This is a genomic window from Ruegeria sp. YTSC192 (assembly GCF_059609705.1).
The window spans coordinates 205239-219686 of the sequence record NZ_JBXWMG010000004.1 but is presented as its reverse complement, the minus strand read 5'-3'; the positions used below and the strand labels follow the sequence as shown (position 1 = coordinate 219686).

At 58.6% G+C, this 14448-nt stretch carries 12 protein-coding genes and 1 tRNA gene; 9 read left to right on the top strand and 4 right to left on the bottom strand.

The features are described from left to right. Positions 1-3: 3 nt before the first annotated feature. A complete protein-coding gene (locus AC2FD8_RS08170) occupies positions 4-1347 on the bottom strand; it encodes a Na(+)-translocating NADH-quinone reductase subunit A (RefSeq protein ID WP_496855050.1) in 1344 nt (447 codons plus the stop codon). A gap of 295 nt (positions 1348-1642) precedes the next feature. Here AC2FD8_RS08170 and AC2FD8_RS08165 point away from each other — a divergent pair, with 295 nt between their 5' ends. Both AC2FD8_RS08165 and AC2FD8_RS08160 read left to right on the top strand, forming a co-directional pair. Beyond that, positions 1643-2758, top strand: coding sequence for a THUMP domain-containing class I SAM-dependent RNA methyltransferase (locus AC2FD8_RS08165; protein ID WP_496855052.1), 1116 nt, complete (start codon positions 1643-1645; stop codon positions 2756-2758). A 105-nt stretch (positions 2759-2863) separates the two neighbouring features. Continuing rightward, positions 2864-2940, top strand: a tRNA-Pro gene (locus tag AC2FD8_RS08160). A gap of 97 nt (positions 2941-3037) precedes the next feature. Here AC2FD8_RS08160 and AC2FD8_RS08155 read toward each other — a convergent pair. From AC2FD8_RS08155 to AC2FD8_RS08145, 3 genes are all read right to left on the bottom strand, one after another. Next, positions 3038-3202 carry a hypothetical protein gene (locus AC2FD8_RS08155; protein ID WP_496855054.1) on the bottom strand — a complete coding sequence of 55 codons (165 nt, stop codon included), beginning with the start codon at positions 3200-3202 and terminating at the stop codon, positions 3038-3040. Positions 3203-3300: 98 nt separating this feature from the next. Next, positions 3301-4404, bottom strand: coding sequence for a mandelate racemase/muconate lactonizing enzyme family protein (locus AC2FD8_RS08150; protein WP_496855056.1), 1104 nt, complete (start codon positions 4402-4404; stop codon positions 3301-3303). Positions 4405-4470: 66 nt separating this feature from the next. Beyond that, entirely contained in the window at positions 4471-6948 is a 2478-nt protein-coding gene (locus AC2FD8_RS08145) for an FAD-dependent oxidoreductase (RefSeq protein ID WP_496855058.1), read from the bottom strand. 134 nt (positions 6949-7082) lie between these two features. Between AC2FD8_RS08145 and AC2FD8_RS08140 the strand changes: the two genes are divergently transcribed. The 7 genes from AC2FD8_RS08140 (at position 7083) to AC2FD8_RS08110 (ending at position 14392) form a co-directional block, all read left to right on the top strand. Continuing rightward, a complete protein-coding gene (locus AC2FD8_RS08140) occupies positions 7083-8180 on the top strand; it encodes an aromatic ring-hydroxylating oxygenase subunit alpha (protein WP_496855060.1) in 1098 nt (365 codons plus the stop codon). A 168-nt stretch (positions 8181-8348) separates the two neighbouring features. Then, positions 8349-8729, top strand: coding sequence for a carboxymuconolactone decarboxylase family protein (locus tag AC2FD8_RS08135; RefSeq protein ID WP_496855062.1), 381 nt, complete (start codon positions 8349-8351; stop codon positions 8727-8729). Continuing rightward, on the top strand, positions 8726-9052 hold the full coding sequence (locus AC2FD8_RS08130) for a hypothetical protein (protein WP_496855064.1): 327 nt from the start codon (positions 8726-8728) through the stop codon (positions 9050-9052). Before AC2FD8_RS08135 ends, AC2FD8_RS08130 begins: the two co-directional genes overlap by 4 nt. Beyond that, on the top strand, positions 9049-10044 hold the full coding sequence (locus tag AC2FD8_RS08125) for a taurine ABC transporter substrate-binding protein (protein ID WP_496855066.1): 996 nt from the start codon (positions 9049-9051) through the stop codon (positions 10042-10044). Before AC2FD8_RS08130 ends, AC2FD8_RS08125 begins: the two co-directional genes overlap by 4 nt. Positions 10045-10113: 69 nt before the next feature. Next, positions 10114-10920: a taurine ABC transporter ATP-binding protein gene (locus AC2FD8_RS08120; RefSeq protein ID WP_496855067.1), complete on the top strand. Its 807-nt coding sequence runs from the start codon at positions 10114-10116 to the stop codon at positions 10918-10920. Continuing rightward, on the top strand, positions 10917-12182 hold the full coding sequence (locus AC2FD8_RS08115; RefSeq protein ID WP_496855069.1) for an ABC transporter permease: 1266 nt from the start codon (positions 10917-10919) through the stop codon (positions 12180-12182). The genes AC2FD8_RS08120 and AC2FD8_RS08115 overlap by 4 nt, the downstream gene beginning before the upstream one ends. 203 nt (positions 12183-12385) lie before the next feature. Next, positions 12386-14392: an adenylate/guanylate cyclase domain-containing protein gene (locus tag AC2FD8_RS08110; protein ID WP_496855071.1), complete on the top strand. Its 2007-nt coding sequence runs from the start codon at positions 12386-12388 to the stop codon at positions 14390-14392. Positions 14393-14448 lie beyond the last annotated feature (56 nt).

Here is a 14448-nt window from a genome sequence, read left to right as displayed (position 1 = left end):
GGATCAGCCCTCCTTTTCAATCTTGGCAAGGCAGTCGCGAAGCGCCAGCCCGTATTCATATTTCGCCGGACAGGCAAAGCCGACAAGGCCCATATCCTCTTCGTCCAGCTCCAGCGCACCCAGTGCCTGAGCCGTGTCAGTGTCCATCACCAGCAAGGCCCGCAGCAACTGCGTCGGCAGGTAGTCCTGCGGCATCAACCGTTCGAACACGCCTGTCGGTACCATCGCGCGACGGCCACCATTCAGGTTGCTGGTCAGACTATACAGCTTGTTCGACAATGCCGAACCCAGAACCGGTTGGACCGAGTATTTCGACGGCATCGGACGAATCCAGCCCATCGGAATCTGGTCGTGGTCTTCCCGGATGATGGTGATCTGACGCGCGAACCGGCCCAGATAGGCGGTTGGCCCTTCGGCCTGCTTGCCCGACAGGACCGAGCCGGAAATGATCCGGGGTGTTCCGTCCACGTTGATCTCATCGCGCGTCAGCTCGTCTGTCGACGCACCCATGGCGGTGCGGATCAGACGCGGCTGACGTGCGCCCGGACCGGACAGGGCGATCACAATATTCGGGTCCAGATGGCCCGACTGCATCAGGCGGCCAATCGCGATGACGTCCTGATAACCGATGGTCCAAACCTGCTTGTCACCTGCAAGCGGCTCCAGGAAGTGGATATGAGTGCCCGCCAGACCGGCAGGGTGCGGACCTTCGAAGGCCGCCGCTTCCACTCCGGCCACGTCAGCGCCGGGAATCGCATCACCGTCCTTGTGGCACAGGTAGGTCTTGCCATCCGACAGCTTGGCAACTGCCGCCAGACCGGCGGCAAAGGCTTCCCCTGCATCGGCGATGATCACGGCGGCGTCAGCAGCCAGCGGCTCGCTGTCCATCGCGGTGACAAAGATCGCCGCAGGTTTGGTGCCCGGGGCAGGCATTTTCGAATAGGGCCGTGTGCGGAACGCCGTCCAAAGACCGGCGGCGCAGAGTTTTTCTGCCACGCCCTCGGCTGTGTCGCCATTGCCTACGCCCGAGAAATCGACGCCCGCGTCATTCGGGTCGGAGATTTCGATCACAACGCTTTGCAAAACGCGGCGTGCACCCCGGTTGATCTGAACAACCTTGCCTGTCATCGGGGCAACCATCATCGCCTCGGGGACGTCCTTGTGGCAGAACAGCGGCGTGCCACGCTGCACCTCGTCGCCTTCCTGCACCAACATGCGGGGCTTCAACCCCAAATAGTCGTCGCCCAATGCAGCAACCTGGCTGAACTCCGGCCCTGGCTGGATCGTTTGATCCGGGGCACCTTCAATTGGCAATTCCAGCCCTTTTTTCAGTTTGAAAGTTTGCATCTTGCTACTGTCTTCCAAGCCTCTCTCCTGCGCCAGCTATCATCGGCCGGTTGAAAGAGGCGTCTGATAGCGCGGATGAAAACCAACCGAGTCGCAAAGCGCTTTTTGCAGGTCGGAATCCGCAGGCGTGTGTCTGATGACGGTCCTTTACGCGTCGATGACCAAAAACGCAAACCCGTTAGGCTGGAAATTATCTATTGTTTGTCACTTTGCCTTAATCGACTGTTCATATTGGCGCTAACACTCCGATATTTTGCCGGTCGCACCTCTGACGTATCCGGTGTAAGCAACAAAAATGAGCATGAACCACGACCTCGATATCTTCCTGGTGGCAACACCGGGCCTCGAAACCCCGCTCTGCGCCGAGGCCGCACAGAACGGATTCGCAGGCGCGCACGTCGTGCCCGGCGGTGTTAGCTGTACGGGCAACTGGTCCGAGGTCTGGCGGGCAAACCTCGTCCTGCGCGGTGCCAACAAGGTACTGGTACGCATCGGCAGCTTTCCAGCAGTTCATCTGGCCCAATTGGACAAGCGCGCGCGCAAGTTCCCATGGTCGGACTTTCTGCGCCCCGATGTTGCCGTGAAGGTCGAAGCCACAAGCCGCAAGTCCCGCATTTACCATGCCGGGGCCGCGCGCCAGCGTATCGAAGGCGCGATCTCTGACACCTTGGGCGCACCGATTTCTCCCGAGGCCGATCTGCGTGTTCTGCTGCGCATCGAAAAAGACCTTTGCACGCTGTCGATCGACAGCTCGGGCGAGCCGCTGCACAAGCGCGGTCACAAAACCGCTGTCGCCAAGGCCCCCATGCGCGAAACCATGGCCGCAATGTTCCTGCGCGAATGCGGGTTCGAGGGGGCGGAGCCGGTTCTTGACCCGATGTGCGGCTCGGGCACGTTTGTGATAGAAGCCGCCGAGATCGCGCTAGGGTTGGCACCAGGACGCTCGCGAGCTTTTGCCTTCGAGCATCTGTCTGGTTTCGATACCGATGCTTGGCAGGCAATGCGGGATGCTTGCCGCATTTCTGAAACCGACCTGCAGTTCTACGGCTCTGACCGAAACACGGGCGCTGTCGAGGCCGCCACTGCCAACGCCAAACAGGCTGGCGTAGCGCAGCATACCCGTTTCCAGCATCGCGCTGTCAGCGATATCAAACCACCTGCTGGACCCGCAGGCCTGGTCATCGTGAACCCTCCATACGGCGCACGGATTGGTGATGAAAAACGTCTGCGTTCGCTCTATGGCAGCCTTGGTAAAACGCTGATGAACCGCTTTCAGGGATGGCGAGTCGGCGTGATCACCAGCGCCCCTGCCCTCGCCCGCGCGACGCGCCTGCCATTTTTGCCGACGGGTCCTTTTGTCGACCATGGCGGCACAAAAATTCGCCTGTATAGAACCGATATTCTGCATTAGCTTGCTTGACCTTTGCGAACAGACCGCACCCGGATTGTTCCAAATCCGAGCGCGCGAATCCCTCTTGCGCATCCCAATCCACGCGTATAGACCCGCCGCCACGGTCGGAGTGTAGCTCAGCCTGGTAGAGCACTGTCTTCGGGAGGCAGGGGTCGGAGGTTCGAATCCTCTCACTCCGACCAATAAAATCAATATCTTACGTTGATTTTTCTTAGCCCCAGATTCCCGAGTTTTTGTTACACGTGAGTGATTGCGGTAACATTTGCATTGATTAACCCTCTAAGCGGCTGACATTTTTCGGATCATCTCGTGTTCCCAGCGCGACTTTATTGCGCCGGTGGCTTGTGCGTAGGCGTGGATTACAGTGACACCGTAGGCGCCTCGAAGGGCCGTGACGATTTCCTTCTGATTGTCGTCAACCTTGGCGGCGTAGCGTCTGCCCATCACGACCTACCTTCACTTTCGGTATTGGCGCTGGCGGCTCAGGACTTCACGATCTCAGGCGTAGTGCAGATTGAGGGCGCGTGGCAGACGCAGAAGGCTCAGTCAAGGATCGTGACGGGCTGACCCAGGACTGCGGTGTCGGGGGCTACCCCAAGCCCTAAGCCTTCGGGTGGGGCAATACGACCGTTCTCGCGCACTGGCCCATCCGGCGCAAGGCGCGGGCCGACATAGTGGCTGAGGTCACACGTGTTCATGATCCCGCGCTCCGGGGTCGAGGCCGCCAGATGCAACAGCGCAGCCGTGGTGATATCACTGCCCCAAGTATCCTCGATACACATCTGCGTGCCCAGGGTCAGGCACAGGTCGCGGATCTGACGCATAGCTGACAGGCCGCTCATCTTGGACAGTTTCAATGCAACGGCCTGCATACAACCCAACTGATGCGCCTGAATGACCGAAGCGATATCTAAGGCGTTCTCGTCGATCTTCATCGGCAAACCGGTTGAGCGCTGAACATGGGCGCATTCTTCCAGCGTCGCACAAGGTTGTTCCAGCATCACGTCCAGATGGGCCGCGGCACGCCCCACGCGGATCGCTGTCAACGCATCGCTGCCGCAGTTCCAATCGCCATAGACCAGCGGGCCGGGGCCAACAGCCTCACGCACTTTGGCCAGGCGTTCGACATCCGCTTGCCAATCTGCGTCTGCACCCAGCTTGACCTGAAACTGTCGCATACCTTTGTCATGCGCATCCCGCGCCATCCGGGCCATTTCATCCGGGGCAACGCACGTGATCGAATGATAGAGCGGCATGTCCTTGACCTGCCGCCCGCCCAACAGTTTGTGCAAAGGCAGACCGGCGGCCTGCGCTGTCAGATCCCAAAGCGCCGTATCAATGGCCGATTTCGCATAGCCGTGGCCCGGAAGGTAAGTGTTCAGTTTCTCCATCAAAGCCTCGGGCCCAACGGGATCGGCCCCAATCAGCACCGGCGCCAATTCGGTCACGGCCGGAACGACGCCTTTGGCATAGGCCGGCAGATAATGAGGGATCGGGCAGACCTCCCCCCAGCCCTGCAAACCTGTATCCGTATCGAGCCGCAGAACCACTGACGTCGTGGTATCGCAGGTTTTCCCATCCGCCATGTAATAGGTTTCATGGCTGGTCAGAGGGACTTCCCAAACGGCAATACGGGTGATCTTCAACTTAGGCTTCCTTTTAACGCAGAGCGTGTTGAGAGGGCAGGTGCGCGCGCCCTGCCCCCTTCGTATTTATGCCGGAACAGCGGCTGGAGCGTCTGTTCTGGGACGCTCGGACTTTGGATCATAAGCCGCTTCGCCAAGGATGCGCCCCTTGCGCGGGCTACCGGCGATCACGACCTCAACCTCGGTTCCGGGGACGTTCACATGCGGTTTGACGAACGCAAAGGCGAGGATTTTGCCGACGCTATGACCATAGGCAACCGAAGCGGTCGCGCCCACGACTTTGCCGTCGATGCGGATTGCTTCGCCCCCATGACCGTCTTCGATGCCGTCCGGCTCGATTTCGAGATAGGCGCAGATCCAGGGCATTTGCCCAGCTTGGGCCTGCGCGGCGCTGGCCCGCGTGGCCTCAACCCCCAGATACTCTTTGTCCAGCTTGAAGAATCTGCCCACATTCGCCTCGGGCAGCGTGACTTCATTGGTCAGCTCACCAGCGCCAGGGAAGGCTTTTTCCATCCGCAAGCTGTTCATCGCAAACGAGCCGTAGTTCTCGATCCCAAACTCCTCACCCGCGGCCCAAAGCGCGTTGTAGACGTCAACGCAAGCGTCATCCGGCATGTGGAATTCCCAGCCCAATTCACCTGCATATGACATGCGGAAGGCCCAGACCTTGTGCCCGGCAACGGTGATCTCCTGCGCCGACAACCACCTGAAACCGGCATTGGACAGGTCAACATCGGTGCATTTCGCCAGCACCTCACGGGATTTTGGGCCGTTCAGGGACAAAGCTGACCAATCCTCAGACAGCGTTTTGACCGAGACGGCCTCTCCCGCGAGGTTCTGGCTTAGGTGATCGACAAGACGTTGCTCGAAGAACGCGGCGCAGACCAGATAGTAGCGATCCTCGGCCATGCGCACGATCGTGGTCTCAAGCTCAATCCGCCCTCTGCGGTTCAAGAAGTGCGTCAGCGTGATCGAACCGTCTTTCTGCGGCATCTTGTTCGCGGTCAGGCGATCCAGCAGCGCATGGGCATCCGGCCCTGAAACCTCAACCTTGGTGAAGGCGGTCACGTCCATGATCCCCACGCTCTCACGCACGGCCTGACATTCCAGGGCAACCATGTCGAAGACCTCGTTGCGGCGGAACGAGTAGTGGTCGCGCTGTTCCACGCCATTTCGGGCAAACCAGCGGGGGCGTTCGTGGCCGAAGACCTCCTCATACACCGCGCCTTTTTCCTTGAGGATCTCATATAGCGGAGACGGTTTGATCGGACGCCCTTCAAGACGGTTGAAATGCGGAAAAGGGATCTCGTGGCGCAGCTTGTAGTCCTCATGCGCCTTGACGACCTGCCAGTCTTTCTTGGCGTAGCCGCCAAAGCGGCGCGGGTCATAGTCGCGCATGTTGATATCGGCGGCACCGTGAACCATCCATTTGGCTAACTCGCGGGTCAGACCCGGACCCCAGCCGATGCCGATCTGCGTACCGCAGCAGCACCAGTAGTTCTTAACGCCCGGCGCAGGACCAACCATGGGGTTACCATCGGGCGGGTGGCTGATCGCGCCATGCACCTCACGAGTGATGCCCAGTTCGGCAAAGATAGGCATCCGCTCCAGCGAATTCTCAAGCCACGGCATCACGCGATCATAGTCGGCCTCAAACAGCCAGTTCTCATACTCCCAAGGGCATTCATCATGCCAGACAGAGTTCGAGTTCTCTTTCTCATAGATCCCGATCAGGCCCTTTTTCTGTTCCATCCGGATATAGCCCGAGACCATCTTGTCATCGCGGATCACCGGCAGTTCTGTGTCCAGATCCTGAAATTCGGGCACGTTTTCGGTGACGAAATAATGGTGCGTCATCGAGGTCATGGGCAACTGCAGATCGGACCATTCGCCCATCAGCCGTGCATAGGTTCCGCCTGCGTTGACCACATGTTCGCAGGTGATCGTGCCCTGTTCGGTCTCGACCACCCATTCACCTGCGTCGTTCTGCATGATGTTGGTCGCGCGGCAATGGCGGAAGATTTTCACGCCTTTCTGCCGCGCACCCGCCGCCATGGCCATGGTCACGTTCGAAGGGTCAACATGGCCATCATCCGGCGTGTACAGCGCGCCCAAGACACCATCGAGATTGTAGAACGGGTGCTTTTCGGCAATGAACTCGGGCCCCACCAACTCGATATTGAAGCCAAGGGCTCGACCGACGGACAGCGTGTGGCGCAGCCAGTCCATCTCATCCTCGGTATAGGCCAGCCGGAACGACCCGCAGCCATGCCACGTGACGGCCTGACCGGTCTCTTCTTCCAGCGTTTTCGAATAGAGGCCGATATTGTAGTCGACCATCTTGCCCAGCCCATAAGAGCTTGTGGAATGAGTGATCTGGCCCGCCGCGTGCCAGGTCGAGCCGCTGGTCAGCTCGGCCTTTTCCAGCAGGATGGTCTCATCCCCCCATCCTTCGTGGCCAAGGTGGTAGGCCAGGCCACAGCCCATGACCCCGCCGCCAACAATGACGACCTTTGCACGTTCGGGCAGTTCTTTCTTGGACATCGCAGGATTCCTGTTCCAGAGTCGCAGATTTCTGTGGATTTGATAATCAAACAAATGTACCACGGTCAACACATAACGACACAAATGAACGCTACCCAAGGCAAGCCCCTCGGTTTCCAAGTTGAGGATCCATCATGACCAAGCCGCTCACCCACTCGCTCGAGGCCCGCTACTACACCGATCCCGCCGTCTTCGAAGATGAGATGAACGGGCTGCTGGCGCGGACATGGCAATTCGCAGGACACGCGGCCGATATCCCGAATGTGGGTGACTATTTCGCCTTTCAGATTGCGGGTCAGAACCTGTTTGCCATTCGCGGCAGGGATGAGGTGGTGCGCACCTTCTACAACGTGTGCCAGCACCGCGCGCATGAGATGGTGACCGGCACCGGCAACACTCGGGTCGTGGTCTGCCCCTATCACCAATGGACATATGAACTGACAGGCGGGCTGCGCGCAGGGCCCAACATCAAATCGGTCCCCGGATTTGAACGGGAAAAAATCTGCCTGACCGAAGTTCGAACCGAGATTTTTCTGGGGTTCATCTTCGTCAATCTCGACAAAAATGCCGCGCCGATGGACGACTGGTATCCCGGCGTGCGCGAAGAGATTGCCGAATTCGTACCCCAGATTGATGATCTCGCTCCGTTGGAATGGGTCGAAATTCCTGAGAATTGCAACTGGAAGGTCTCGGTCGAGAACTATTCGGAATGCTACCACTGCCCGTCGAACCACCCCACCTTTGCCGAGGGCGTGGTGAAGCCGGAAACCTATGACATCCGTCCAGACGAACAAGGCGGCTACGTGCTGCGCCACACGACCGAGTGTCAGGCGCTGGACAAAATGACCTATCCGATCGACCTGTCGTTGCCCCATGCCGGAGACTATCAGTCGTGGTTCCTGTGGCCCATGTTCTCATTCCAGTGCTATCCGGGGAATGTGCTGAACACCTATCACTGGCGGGCCGAAGCCGTGGACAGATGTACCGTTTGGCGGGGCTGGTATACGGAAGGCGGCCATGAAAGCGATGTGATCCGAGGGCTGGCAATACAGGACCGCGAGACCACCGTGGCCGAGGATATTCGTTTGGTCGAATCCGTCTATCGCGGCCTCAAGTCCAAGGGCTATGTGCCCGGCCCTCTGGTTCTGGACCCCAGATGCGGCGTGATGAGCGAACATTCCATCGCCCGGCTGCAACAATGGATGCGAGACGCCGTAGACGCGCCCTTCTGACCTGAATTGGTTTTGGTTTCGGAATGCTAGAGCGTGTCACTATCCGGGTTGCCGCTCGGCTTTTAGCACTCGAATTTGGATATAAAGGCAAGCCCCATCTGGCAGGAGACCCGCCTGCCGGATTGGCTGACCAATAGTCAACGGGTCCCAAAATAACGAGGAAGACCTATGGATGACACCCTGTTCGAAGCCGGGCTGAAGCAAAGAAAGTCGACGCTGGGCGCAGAATATGTGGAAAAGAACCTGGCGGCTGCGGATGACTTTACCCGCCCGTTTCAAGAGGCGATGACCGCCTGGTGCTGGGGATTCGGTTGGGGCGACGACACGATTGACGCCAAGACACGTTCGATGATGAACCTCGCCATGCTGGGCGCGTTGGGTAAGATGCATGAATGGGAAATTCACTGCAACGGCGCCCTGAACAACGGTGTCACCAAGGAAGAGATCCAGTCGATCATTCACGTGGTCGGAATCTATTGCGGTGTCCCTCAATCGCTTGAGTGTTTCCGCGTGGCGCGCAAAGTGCTGGAGGAACGGAATCTACTATGATGCCCGTTACGGCACAGGCCTCACTTGCCGGGGTGAGTTTCAGTCCCTTGCAGCCTAGCCCGTTAACCGGGCTGAAACAGCGCGCCGGCAAGGTTCAACATGAGACCCCCTTGAAAACAAATGACTATTCCGGAGGGCGCGGCTTCATGACGTCCGCCCTCAGACGCGCTCAATTTCGCGGCTCGGGCTTTGATTTTTGCAGCGCCAGAGCACAATTTGTTTCGCGTTACCGCCAACTTGAGTCTAATGTCGAAGTCATCGGTCCGCAAAAAATCGGGCCCCATAAAAATGATCATCACTACAGGGAGAAAATAAACCAATGATCAAAAAATATCTGCTTTCAACAGCGTGTGCAGGTCTTGCTGCGTTCTCGGCGTCACAAGCTGCGGCTGCGGACGAAATCACCGTCGCCTATTTCCTAGAATGGCCAATGCCGTTCCAGTACGCCAAGGCAAACGGCACCTATGAAGAAGAGATGGGTGTCAAGATTAACTGGGTGTCCTTCGACACCGGTACTGCGATGTCGGCCGCCATGGCGTCCGGTGACGTTCAGATCGCTGTAAGCCAGGGCGTTCCGCCCTTCGTCGTGGCGACCTCGGCTGGTCAGGACCTGCAGGCCGTAGACGTTGCGGTCAGCTATTCGGACAACGACAACTGCGTTGTGGCCGAAGCGCTGGAAATCGACAAGTCCAACGCCGGAGAGTTGAACGGCAAGAAAGTCGGTGTTCCGATCGGTACGGCCGCGCACTATGGCTTCCTGTCTCAAATGGCGCATTTCGGTGTGGATACCAGCTCACTCGAGATCGTCGACATGGCGCCCGCCGATGGCGCGGCGGCGTTTGCTCAGGGCAACCTGGACATGGTCTGCGGTTGGGGTGGCGCACTGCGTCGCATGACCGAACACGGCAACGTGCTGCTGACCGGTTCCGAGAAGGAAGAGCTTGGCATTCTGGTGTTCGACGTCACAAGCGCACCAGCCGCGTTCATCGAGGAAGAGCCGGAACTGCTGTCCACGTTCCTCAAGGTGACCGCTGACGCTAACGCACAGTGGAATGCGGGCGCAGACAAGGATGAGATGCTGGCCGTAATTGCAAAGGATGCGGGTATGGATCTGGCCGATGCCGAAGCGACCATCGCAACCTTCTCATTCCCGTCCGCCGAAGAGCAGCTGTCCGACAAATGGCTGGGCGGTGGCGCGCATGAGTTCATGGGTGGTGTTGCCAAGGTCTTTGTCGACGCAGGCAGCATCGACTCGGCGCTGGACTCCTATGAAGGCGCTGTGAACGCTGCGCCGCTGGCTGCAGCATCCAACTAAGATCATACATATAATCTGGGGGCCATTCTTCGGGCTGGCCTCCGGAAACAACAGCAGGAAGGAAACGGAATGCCTGAACTGGACATCGTTGATTTGTCCATGCGCTTTGACTTGCCCAATGGCACCTCGGTGCAGGCCCTTCAGGACGTCTCGCTAAGCCTCAAGGAAGGTGAGCTGGTCTCGGTCCTTGGACCTTCGGGATGTGGTAAGACAACATTGCTGAACATTGTTGCAGGATTCCTCGCGCCCACCTCGGGCCGGGTTGAGCTGAATGGCCATGTCGTAGAAGGGCCCGATGCGGAAAGAGGCATGGTATTCCAGAAAGGCGCCTTGTTTGAATGGATGAACGTGCGCGAGAACGTGGAATTCGGCCCGCGCATGAAGGGCATGCCCAAGAAACAACGCGACGAAATATCGGACCATCTGCTGGAGGTCGTGGGCCTTCAGGACTTCAAGGAAAAGGCGGTTTACGAGCTGTCAGGCGGTATGCAACAGCGTGTAGCTCTGGCCCGGTGTCTGGCGAATGAGCCGGACGTGATCCTGATGGATGAGCCTTTGGGCGCTCTGGACGCGCTGACCCGCGAAAAGATGCAGGGTCTGGTTCTGAAGCTTTGGAAAGAGACGGGCAAGACCATCATCCTGATCACACACTCGGTCGAAGAGGCCCTTTTGCTGGGCGAACGCCTGATCGTGATGGCCCCGCGTCCGGGTCGTATTCACAAGGAATACAACCTGCCTTTCGCGGAACGCGGTGTAAACGCCGACCTTCGCGATGTGAAAAAATCCGATGGTTTCGCCGAAACCCGAGATGAAATCCTGTCGATGATCTGGGAAATGGAAGAAGAAATCATGGGCCGGACGGAGCAAGCATCATGATCGTACTTCTGTTTTATATCGGCCTGTTCGGCGGCGCATTTCTGGTTGTACACCTGCTGCGTAAGGGCCTGCAAAGCCGTCAGGACTTCACCAGCCTGAAAACCGTGACCTTTGGTGATGAAAGCGCCGTGCGCGCGGATCGCGCGGCCTCAATCATCTCGGTCCTTGTGATTTTCCTGATTTGGGCGGCATTCACAGGATCGAAACTGATCCCTCTGCATGTTCCGGGTCCATTTGTGGGGGAAACTCAATTCACCTACACGGTCGAAAACACGGATGGCACAACCGATGATGCCACCGTCTTCATACGCGTCCCCGCATTCGGAGAAGACACCGAAGATTTCGAGGTCGATCCCGGTGAAGGCTTTGCCAAAGACGATGCCTTTGCGGCACCGTCCGGGCGGTCCTCGACCATCCTTTTTGACAAGAATGACGAGGCAAAACGCAAAGAGGGCGCAAAGATCGTCGCGATCAATGGCACTCCGATCGGGCCAGATGCGCGGATCAACGTGGGCGATGGGACGGTTGCGTTAACCGGCAAGGGCGCAATCAGATTTACGCCAGCACAGGGTTTGCAGATGAACCCGATCTGGCTGCCTGCGCCGGAGACGGTCGTCGCACGGTTCTTTGAAATCGCCAACGAAGGCTATCAGAACTTCTCGCTTTGGCAGCATCTGGGCTGGTCCTTGCTGCGCGTCATCGCGGGCTTCATCGCCGGGGCCATCGTGGGTATTCCGCTGGGCTATGCGATGGGCTTGTCGGGCTGGTTCCGCGGCTGGTTCGACCCGATTGTCGAATTCATGCGACCCGTTCCACCGCTGGCGCTGATCCCGCTGGTCATCATCTGGTTCGGCATCTGGGAAACCGGCAAGATCGTTCTGCTGTTCCTTGCCGCCCTCTGGATCATGACCATTGCAGCCCGTGCCGGGGTTTCGGGGGTGAACATCTCCAAGATCCACGCCGCCTATTCTCTGGGCGCGTCCAAATGGCAGATCATGCGTCATGTGATCGTCCCGAACTCTTTGCCCGAGATCTTCACGGGTGCGCGGGTGGCGATGGGCGTCTGCTGGGGTACGGTTGTTGCGGCAGAGCTGGTCGCGGCGCAGAAAGGGGCCGGTATGATGATCATCGCGGCCTCGAAATTCCAGCTGACCGACATCGTGATCATGGGCATCGTGCTGATCGGCATCATCGGCTACGGCATTGATATCCTGATGCGCAAGGCCGAGAACGTGCTGGTTCCATGGAAAGGTCGCAGCTGACCTGAAAGACCAAAAACACCGGCAGATCGGCCAATCCGTCGATCTGCCGGTGTTCTTCAAGCCAACCGCTCCTCTCGCCCAGTACACAAGTTAGAGCGCAGATTGAAACCAACTGGCAACTGACGGTTGCAGCCCCTAGACTTGGCCCCGAACAGACTGTCCGCATTTCAGCGCCAGTCACTACAGGCTACCGTGGAGCTTCAATGCGTGTCACCGTTGGGATAGCTGTGTCTATGCTCGTCGCATTGTCCATCGGCGTGTCCACTTTCATCGTGCATTCCCTATGGTGGACAACGGCGCGGGAAAACAGTCAGATGCTGGCCGCCGAGATCAACGGCCAGATCTCGAACACGGTTCGCATTGAGGTTGGCCTGACCCTCAGATCCGCCGAGGCAGCCTGGGCTGCGGTCCGGACCATTTTCGTTCAGAACGTGATCGAGACGCGCCAGGCCGACAAGCGCGAGTTTGTGTTCCTGTCTCAACTGCAATCTCAGCCCAATATTTCGTGGATCACCTTCGGCTGGCCGGATGGCAACTTCTTTGCCGCCCACCGTTTGGGCGACAGCGGGCTGGAAATGATCGAAATCGACGAGAACATTCACGACAGGCAGCTGCGTCGGGACCGCTATATCTTTATCCCCGGCGACATCCAGTTCGAAGAACGCAGTTTTGCCGCGACAGATTACGATCCGCGTGACCACGCATGGTATGACAACTTCATCAATCGTGACACGCCGGATTGGATCGAAGTGCATGATCTGCCCGGCAGCGACAAAACGGTGTTCGCCTATTCCGGCCCAATCGACGCACGCCGCCAGCGGCAAGGCGTTCTGTCGGTTGCCATTGATACCGACCGCCTGTCGCGCTTTTTGGGATCATTGCGCCCCGGTGAGTTCGGCGCGGCCTTTATCCTCAGCGCCGATGGCGATGTCATCGCCGTGCCGGACCCGAACGCTGACGAAATCACGCCTGCCCGCATGGGTGAGGGTGAGCTTTACGAAGTGGCGAAACTGTCGGGCCAAAAACTGCTGGCCGAGGCAGACGAGGTCGTGGCAGGCACCCTGACGAAACGGGTCGTCTATGACGATGTGGCCTATGCAGTCGCTTTGACGCCGCTGGGGTTTTATGGCTGGCGGGTGGCGACGGTCATCCCCGAATCCGCATTTTTGTCCGGGATCGACCGGGCCCTGGTCAATCTGGTCTATATCCTGTTGGGCGTGGTGGCATTGGCCACAATCGCCGCGATCTGGCTGGTGCGCCGGGTCGTTGCCAACCCGTTGTCACGCGTCGCCGAAGACCTCAGCCGAATTGAACGGTTCGATGTCGAACAGGTCACACGCCGCCCCTCGCATCTGGTCGAACTGGAAAACCTCTCGGCCGCGACAGCAAGCATGGCGGCCGGGTTGTCCGCCTTTCGCAAATATGTGCCAACAGACCTGGTGAAAACGCTGGTCGCCGCAGGTGTGAAGTCGCAACCCGGAGGCGAGACCAAAGAGATCTCGGTCCTGTTCTGCGATGTGTCAGGCTTTACCGGTCTGGCTGAGAAACACGGCCCAAAAGTCGTGGAGCTGATGGAGCCGTTTTTCAACGCGGCCTCCTCAACGATTGAGCGCCATGACGGTACGCTCGACAAATTCATCGGCGATGCTGTGATGGCTTTCTGGGGTGCGCCGCGGGAGAATCCGAACCACGCGGAACACGCCTGCCGCGCCGCGTTGGAACTGGTGGAGGTCGTCGAGAACTCGGCCCTGCAAAGCCAGTCAGATGAGGCCCTGCATGTGCGGATCGGATTGAATAGCGGCGAAGCGCTGGTTGGCAATATCGGGTCCGAGCATCGCCTGAACTACACCGCCATTGGCGATGTGGTGAACGTGGCCAGCCGGTTGGAAGGCGTCAACAAAACCTACGGCACAGCAATTCTGATCGGCCCCGAAACACGCCGTGAAGCCGGCGACGCGATCATTGCCCGCGAACTGGATACGCTCGAGATCGCAGGCCGGTCCGAGGAATTGGTGGTCTTTGAGCTGATCTCAATGACCGGTGACACTTCTGAGCTACCTGCCTGGATAACGGCCTACGAGGCGGGCCTGACCCATTTTAGAGCCGGGCGTTTTGACCAATCCATTGACGCCTTCAAAACCGCCGACACCCTGCGCGGTGGCGACCCGGCATCGATCGTGATGATCGAACGGGCGCAGGCGGCGCTTTGACGGGCTAAATTACGGGGTCTGTCGCTTGAACCCCTGATCGATGACCCCGCAGGACT

Excerpts from the sequence above, each read along its gene's own strand:
- AC2FD8_RS08170 (WP_496855050.1), bottom strand. The coding sequence starts at position 1,347 with ATGCAAACTTTCAAACTGAAAAAAGGGCTGGAATTGCCAATTGAAGGT.
- AC2FD8_RS08145 (WP_496855058.1), bottom strand. The coding sequence starts at position 6,948 with ATGTCCAAGAAAGAACTGCCCGAACGTGCAAAGGTCGTCATTGTTGGC.
- AC2FD8_RS08155 (WP_496855054.1), bottom strand. The coding sequence starts at position 3,202 with ATGGGCAGACGCTACGCCGCCAAGGTTGACGACAATCAGAAGGAAATC.
- AC2FD8_RS08130 (WP_496855064.1), top strand. The coding sequence starts at position 8,726 with ATGATGCCCGTTACGGCACAGGCCTCACTTGCCGGGGTGAGTTTCAGT.
- AC2FD8_RS08140 (WP_496855060.1), top strand. The coding sequence starts at position 7,083 with ATGACCAAGCCGCTCACCCACTCGCTCGAGGCCCGCTACTACACCGAT.
- AC2FD8_RS08135 (WP_496855062.1), top strand. The coding sequence starts at position 8,349 with ATGGATGACACCCTGTTCGAAGCCGGGCTGAAGCAAAGAAAGTCGACG.
- AC2FD8_RS08125 (WP_496855066.1), top strand. The coding sequence starts at position 9,049 with ATGATCAAAAAATATCTGCTTTCAACAGCGTGTGCAGGTCTTGCTGCG.
- AC2FD8_RS08120 (WP_496855067.1), top strand. The coding sequence starts at position 10,114 with ATGCCTGAACTGGACATCGTTGATTTGTCCATGCGCTTTGACTTGCCC.
- AC2FD8_RS08165 (WP_496855052.1), top strand. The coding sequence starts at position 1,643 with ATGAGCATGAACCACGACCTCGATATCTTCCTGGTGGCAACACCGGGC.
- AC2FD8_RS08115 (WP_496855069.1), top strand. The coding sequence starts at position 10,917 with ATGATCGTACTTCTGTTTTATATCGGCCTGTTCGGCGGCGCATTTCTG.
- AC2FD8_RS08110 (WP_496855071.1), top strand. The coding sequence starts at position 12,386 with ATGCGTGTCACCGTTGGGATAGCTGTGTCTATGCTCGTCGCATTGTCC.